The organism is Microbacterium umsixpiens (assembly GCF_053543675.1).
In genome coordinates, this window is record NZ_JBLVOH010000010.1 from 8,379 (window position 1) to 14,697 (window position 6,319).

Below are 6,319 nucleotides of genomic sequence, written 5' to 3' on the forward strand. Positions count from 1 at the left end.
CCCCCCCACGTCCACCGACGAGGCACGTCACAGCGTCGCCGAGATCTTCGACACATCCGACGACGAGCACACCGCTGATGACGCTTCCGAGCAGCAGCCTGCCGACGTCGAAGCCACCGCCGACGGCGCGGCGGGTGCACCCGAAGCCACCGACGACGTGAGCACCGGCGACAGCCCGTCAGACGACGAGGGCACGCCGCTGGACGAGGATGCGTCCGAGGTCGAGCACACGGGTGTCGAGATCTTCGCCGATCTCGCTGACGCTTCCGATGCCGACCACGACGGCGCAGAGGACGACACCGCGGACCGCGACGACTCGGACCGCGACGACTCGGACCGCGACGACTCGGACCACGACGACTCGGATGGCTCAGACGCCGACGAGGATCCGCGCTCCGCTGCCGTCAGCTCGATGCTGGCCGCAGCCGCTCGCGCCTACTACGAGGACGAGCCGAAGGACTACCCCCTCAGCCCGGAATCGGCGGACGACGCCTCGACCGAGAGCGCGCACTGGAGCATCGCGTCCACCGGCGTCATCGACACGGTGCCGCTGGCCGCGTCCGATGAGGCGACCGACGACGAGTCCGCCCCGGAGGAGACTCCCGCCGAGGAGGTCGCATCCGCAGATGGCGAGTCGGACGCCGACGCCGACGCGGACGGCCAGTCCGGCAGCGACGAGCATCATGACGGTGATGAGCACGAAGGTGGCGAGAACCACCACGGTTGAGCCTCAGCGACGACGAGAACCGAGAACGCCCTCCCGACCACATGGTCGCGGAGGGCGTTCCTCTGTTCGGTCAGGGGCGACCGCAGCCGTCGACGCCGTCAGGCAGGTCGGGGGCGGATGACCGGCCGACGGCTGCCCTTCGGGACGGCGGTGGGCGAGGTCGCGACGATCTCCTCGACGTCTGCCGGCTCCGCGGACACATCGAGGCGCAACGCCTGAGTGAGCGCGAGCCCGTGCCGCGTGGTCAGGATCAGGCGGCGGTACTGCTCGTCGCCCTCGAGGTCGATCACGACGCTCGGGCGACGCTTGCGGATCAGCACGAAGTCCAGGCTGCCGGCCGCCTTCCAACTGCCGGCGGCGAGGATGCCGGGGATGTGCGTGCCGGGGTTCGGGACGCCCCGCAGCCACGTCCACGCGTCATCCGTGAGCTGGACCTTGGTGATGGTGTCGCGCGCGATGCGGACGTTCTCACGGTGGAAGGTGGCGGCCCGTTCGAGCGGCGAGAGCACGACTTCGAGTTGCGTCTGGTCCAGCAGCAACGTCACCATGCACTCAGTCTGCCAGCGCGGCCCTGCCAGTTGTCTGGAAGTTGCTCACAGGAACGCAACGATCCCTTGTCGATTGCCACCATCCGTCGCGGTTTCTCGCGGCCGGTTCGCCGGAATCGGGTCAGGGGCGCGCAGCAGCCGCGGCATCGGCGGCAGCCGGGAGTGCCCCTTCGATGAGCTGGAGCTCCCGCTCGCCGTGCGCGGCCGTGAGGAACCAGGCCTCGAAGACACTCGGCGGTAGAGCGACGCCCTGCTCCCGCAGGGAGTGGAAGAACGGGGCGTAGCGGAACGACTCCTGCGCCTGCGCCTCGGCGTAGTTCCTCGGCTCGGACGCACGGAACGACGCGCTGAACAGGTTGCCGGCTCGGGCCACGGCATGCGTGACGCCGGCCGACGTGAGGGCGGCATCGAGGGCGGCCGACACCCGGGCGGATGCCGCATCCACCGTGGCGTACACCTCGGGGGTCGCGAGTCGCAACGTCGCCAGGCCCGCAGCGACCGACAGCGGGTTCCCCGACAGGGTTCCCGCCTGGTAGACCGGGCCGAGAGGTGCGAGCAGGTCCATGACCTCGGCGCGACCGCCGAGCGCGGCCAGGGGCATGCCTCCGCCGACGACCTTGCCGAACGTGAAGATGTCGGGCAGATAGTCCTCGCCCGCCGCCGCCTGCAGACCCCAGAACCCCGCCGGGTGCACGCGGAAGCCCGTGAGCACCTCGTCGAGGATCATGAGGGCACCATGTGCGTGCGCGGTCTCCGCGATCAGGCGGTTGAAGCCGGGCAGGGGGGCGACGACTCCCATGTTCGCGGCCGATGCCTCGACGATCACCGCGGCGATGCGCGGGCCGTGCTCGGCGAACACCGCGGCCAGCGCCTCGGGGTCGTTGTAACCGATCACCAGGGTCTGCGCGGCGATCGGCGCAGGGACACCGGCCGAACCGGGGAGCGCCAGCGTCGCGACACCGGAACCCGCCTCCGCGAGAAGCCCGTCGGAGTGACCGTGGTAGTGCCCGGCGAACTTCACGAGCAGGTCGCGACCGGTCGCGCCGCGCGCGAGGCGGATCGCCGTCATGGTCGCCTCGGTGCCGGTGGACACCAGACGCACACGTTCGATCGGACGGGTCTCCCCGAAGCGGACACGGTCGGCGATGAGCGCGGCGAGCTCGACCTCACCCTCGGTCGGGGCGCCGAACGAGAGTCCTCGAGCCGCGGCTTCCTGCACCGCAGCGACGATCTCCGGGTGCGCGTGGCCGAGGAGAGCGGGGCCCCAGGAGGCGACGAGGTCGACGTACTCGCGCCCCGCGGCATCCGTCACGGTGGCGCCCTTCGCCGAAGCGAGGAATCGCGGCGTGCCTCCCACCGAGCCGTAGGCGCGCACGGGTGAGTTGACCCCACCCGGGATCACCGCGCGGGCAGCGGAGAACAGGTCGTCATTGCGGTCGGTCATGAGAGATCCTCGGAGGTATCAGTCGCGCAGCCAGCCGGCGGCCTCGGTCGCCCAGTAGGTCAGCACGGCATCGGCACCCGCGCGGCGGATGGAGAGCAGGGATTCGAGCACGGCCGCCCGGCGGTCGATCCAGCCGTTCGCGCCGGCGGCCTCGATCATCGCGTACTCGCCGGACACCTGGTACGCCCAGACCGGGATGCTCACGGTGTCGCGCACCTCGCGCAGCACGTCGAGGAAGGCCATCGCCGGCTTCACCATGACAATGTCCGCGCCCTCGGCCTCGTCGACGACGGCCTCGCGGACGCCCTCGCGCCGGTTGCCCGGATCGAGCTGGTACGTGCGACGGTCACCCTGGAGCTGAGAATCCACGGCCTCGCGGAAGGGGCCGTAGAAGGCGCTCGCGTACTTGGCGGCGTAGGCGAGGAGGAGCGTGTCGGTGAAGCCCTCGGCGCCGAGCGCCGCGCGGATCACCGCGACCTGGCCGTCCATCATCCCCGACAGTCCGAGCAGCTGGGATCCGGCACGGGCCTGGGCGAGAGCCATCGAGGCGTAGCGCTCGAGCGTCGCGTCGTTGTCCACGGAACCGTCGGCCGCGAGCACGCCGCAGTGGCCGTGATCGGTGAATTCGTCGAGGCACAGGTCGGTCTGCACGACGAGCGCGTCGCCGACCTCGGCGGCCAGCGCTTCGGTCGCGACGTTCAGGATGCCGCGCGGATCGTCCGCTCCGGACCCGCGAGCGTCGCGAACCGACGGCACACCGAACAGCATCACGCCGCCGACGCCGACCTCCGCCGCCTCGACGGCGGCAGCACGCAGCGAGTCGATCGAGTGCTGGGCGACCCCGGGCATCGAACCGATCTGCACCGGCTCCGCGATGCCTTCGCGGACGAAGAGGGGCAGGACGAGCTGTCGGGGCTGCAGCGAGGTCTCGCGCACGAGATCACGCACGGCTCGCGACTGACGCAGGCGCCTCAGTCGGACATCGGGGTAGCTCACGGCGCGAACTCGTCGGCCGCGTGCGGAAGTGTGAAGTGCGAGACCGCATCGATCAGCGCATCGATGGTCTGCCGGTCGGCGACCACCGACACCGGGAGGCCCGCACGCTGCGCATCGTTCGCGGTCCGTGGACCGATGGCGGCGAGCAGCGTCTCGTCGGGGATCTCCGGGAACTGCTCGCGCACCTGCTCGGCGACGGAGCCGCTCGTGATGAGGATCGCGTTGATCCGGCCGTTCTCGACGTCGCGGCGGATGCGCTCGGTCACCGGGACACCCACCGTGCGGTAGGCGACCACGCCGTGCACGTCGTGACCCGCCTCCGAGAGGAGCAGGCTGAGCACGGGCTTCGCGATCTCGCTGCGGAGAGCGAGGATGCGGCGCGGCTCCTGTTCGAGAGCGATGAGCTGCTGCGCCATGCCCTCAGCCGAGTTGTCCTGCTCGGGCACCAGCGTGACCTCGTAGCCGACCGCCTGCAGGGCGGCCGCGGTGGTCTCACCCACGGCAGCGATCTTCGTCGACCGAGGGATGACCGCTCGATGCGCGAAGAGCACATCGACGGTCGTGGCGCTCGTGACGGTCAGCCAGTCGAACTCGCCCGCGGCCAGCTGCGCCAGCGCGGTGTCGAGCGTCGCCTGATCGGTGGTCGGCGCGAAGTTGATGAGCGGCGCGACGACGGGCACCGCGCCCAGTGCGCGCAGGCTCGCGGCGACGCTGTCGCCCCACGGCCCGCCACGCGGCACAAGAATGCGCCAGCCGTCCAGCGGTCGGTCCTGCTTGATTTCGGAAGTGGTCATGAGGGTTTATTGCTCTCGGGGTACGAGGCCGGCCGCCCCTTGATCGAGCAGCCGACGGGCAACAGTGAACCCGAGCTCGCGCGCTGCGTGCACCGGGTCTGCACCATCGGCAGCATCCGCTCCATTGCCACTGCCGTTCCGACGAATATACTCCCCGTTCAGGTCTTCGGTGACGTCGAGGCCGATCCGGCGCCCGCCGTCGACGGCGTAGACGACGGTCCTGACACGGATCGAGGACCCGTCGACCACGGCGTGAGCGGCCATCGGCGCCTGGCATCCCGCGTCGAGTCCTTCGAGGATCGCGCGCTCCACCGTGATGGCGAGTCGGGTGTCGAGGTCGTCGAGACCGGCGAGCGCCGCGCGCAGCTCCTCCGGCGCGTCCTCCCGTGTTTCGACGGCGAGAGAACCCTGGCCCGGCGCGGTCGGCCACTCGGCGAGACCGAGCTCCTCGCGACGCAGCGGAGACTCCGCCCCGAGCCTCGAAAGCCCTGCCGCGGCGAGGATCACCGCGTCGAGCTCCCCGGTGGAGACCCGCGCCAACCGGGAGTCGACGTTGCCGCGGATGTCGACGACTTCGGCGCCCGGCGCCCGCCTGCGCACCTGGGCGATGCGGCGCGGCGAGCCGGTGCCGACCGTGCTCCCGGAGCGCAGCTCGTGCAGCGGGATGCCGTCACGGGTGAGCACCACGTCACGCGGATCCTCCCGCTTCGGGGTCGCCGCGATCACGAGGCCGTCGGGGATCGCCGTCGGCAGATCCTTCAGGGAGTGCACCAGGAAGTCGCACTCCCCGGCGAGCAGGGCCTCGCGAAGTCGCGTGGCGAAGATGCCCTGGCCGCCGATCTCGGAGAGCGAGGCGCGGTTGGTGTCACCCTCGCTGGTGATCGGGACGAGCTCGACCCGGCGACCCGAGAGCGTCTCGAGGGCCGTGGCGACATGACCGGACTGCGCCTGCGCGAGCGCGCTGCGACGGGTGCCCAGACGGATGGGGGTGCTCATGGCGCTTACTGCAGAACGTCCGCGATCTCGTCGAACCGGAGTCTGCGCCCCGTGTAGAAGGGCACCTCCTCCTTCACGTACAGGCGGGCGTCGGTGTAGCGGAGGTCGCGCATCAGGTCGACGAGGTCGGTGAGCTCGTCGGCCTCGAGGGGCAGCAGCCACTCGTAGTCGCCGAGCGCGAACGAGGCGACCGTGTTGGCGAGGACGCCGGTGAATGCGGCGCCCTTGCGTCCGTGGTCGGCGAGCATCTTGCGACGCTCCTCCTCGGGGGCGAGGTACCACTCCGGCGTGCGCACGAACGGGTAGAGGCACAGCCAGTCCTTCGGCTCGACCCCGCGGAGGAAGCCGGGCACGTGGGCGCGGTTGAACTCGGCGTCGCGGTGCACGCCCATGACGTTCCACACAGGGAGGAGCGGGCGGAGCAGTTCGGTGCGGCGCAGGCGACGCAGCGCCTTCTGCAGCTCCTCGGCGGTCTCGCCGTGCAGCCAGACCATGAGATCGGCGTCGGCCTTGAGGCCGGAGACGTCGTAGAAGCCGCGGACGGTCACGCCGGAGTCCTCGATGTAGGAGACGATCGTCTCGAGCTCGGTCGACTCGGTCTCCGTCACGGGAACGTCGGGGTTTCGTCGCCAGACGGCCCAGAGGGTGAAGCCGGACGGGTTCTCATCGCGCTCTTCGGACATCATGCTCCCCAGTCTGCCTCGTTTGCGCAGGAGCCGCTAATCCCCCCGACCGGGGGAATCAGCGGCATCCTGGAATGCGGTCGTCAGCGTGAAATGGCGCGCGCGATCGCCCAGACCGCGCCCCCCACGAC

7 protein-coding genes are annotated in these 6,319 nt (G+C 70.6%); 1 reads left to right on the forward strand and 6 read right to left on the reverse strand.

What is annotated here, in order from left to right:
• Positions 1 to 727, forward strand: a 727-nt coding sequence (locus ACNPM4_RS00940) for a hypothetical protein (RefSeq protein WP_448984389.1), incomplete at its 5' end; no start/stop codon positions are given.
• A gap of 98 nt (positions 728 to 825) precedes the next feature.
• On the opposite strand, the gene ACNPM4_RS00945 is transcribed toward ACNPM4_RS00940, so the two are convergent.
• The 6 genes from ACNPM4_RS00945 to hemQ form a co-directional block, all read right to left on the reverse strand.
• Positions 826 to 1,275: a hypothetical protein gene (locus tag ACNPM4_RS00945; RefSeq protein WP_400857582.1), complete on the reverse strand. Its 450-nt coding sequence runs from the start codon at positions 1,273 to 1,275 to the stop codon at positions 826 to 828.
• 121 nt (positions 1,276 to 1,396) lie between these two features.
• Positions 1,397 to 2,719 (reverse strand): glutamate-1-semialdehyde 2,1-aminomutase, encoded by a 1,323-nt coding sequence (gene hemL / locus ACNPM4_RS00950; protein ID WP_400857581.1) that lies wholly within the window; start codon positions 2,717 to 2,719, stop codon positions 1,397 to 1,399.
• A gap of 18 nt (positions 2,720 to 2,737) precedes the next feature.
• On the reverse strand, positions 2,738 to 3,715 hold the full coding sequence (gene hemB, locus ACNPM4_RS00955; protein WP_448984390.1) for a porphobilinogen synthase: 978 nt from the start codon (positions 3,713 to 3,715) through the stop codon (positions 2,738 to 2,740).
• Positions 3,712 to 4,509 carry a uroporphyrinogen-III synthase gene (locus tag ACNPM4_RS00960; RefSeq protein WP_029261232.1) on the reverse strand — a complete coding sequence of 266 codons (798 nt, stop codon included), beginning with the start codon at positions 4,507 to 4,509 and terminating at the stop codon, positions 3,712 to 3,714. Before ACNPM4_RS00960 ends, hemB begins: the two co-directional genes overlap by 4 nt.
• 6 nt (positions 4,510 to 4,515) lie before the next feature.
• A complete protein-coding gene (hemC, locus tag ACNPM4_RS00965) occupies positions 4,516 to 5,505 on the reverse strand; it encodes a hydroxymethylbilane synthase (RefSeq protein ID WP_448984391.1) in 990 nt (329 codons plus the stop codon).
• 5 nt (positions 5,506 to 5,510) lie between these two features.
• A complete protein-coding gene (gene hemQ / locus ACNPM4_RS00970; protein ID WP_448984392.1) occupies positions 5,511 to 6,191 on the reverse strand; it encodes a hydrogen peroxide-dependent heme synthase in 681 nt (226 codons plus the stop codon).
• Positions 6,192 to 6,319: the final 128 nt, after the last annotated feature.

Excerpts from the sequence above, each read along its gene's own strand:
- hemC (WP_448984391.1), bottom strand. The coding sequence starts at position 5,505 with ATGAGCACCCCCATCCGTCTGGGCACCCGTCGCAGCGCGCTCGCGCAG.
- hemQ (WP_448984392.1), bottom strand. The coding sequence starts at position 6,191 with ATGATGTCCGAAGAGCGCGATGAGAACCCGTCCGGCTTCACCCTCTGG.
- ACNPM4_RS00945 (WP_400857582.1), bottom strand. The coding sequence starts at position 1,275 with ATGGTGACGTTGCTGCTGGACCAGACGCAACTCGAAGTCGTGCTCTCG.
- ACNPM4_RS00960 (WP_029261232.1), bottom strand. The coding sequence starts at position 4,509 with ATGACCACTTCCGAAATCAAGCAGGACCGACCGCTGGACGGCTGGCGC.
- hemL (WP_400857581.1), bottom strand. The coding sequence starts at position 2,719 with ATGACCGACCGCAATGACGACCTGTTCTCCGCTGCCCGCGCGGTGATC.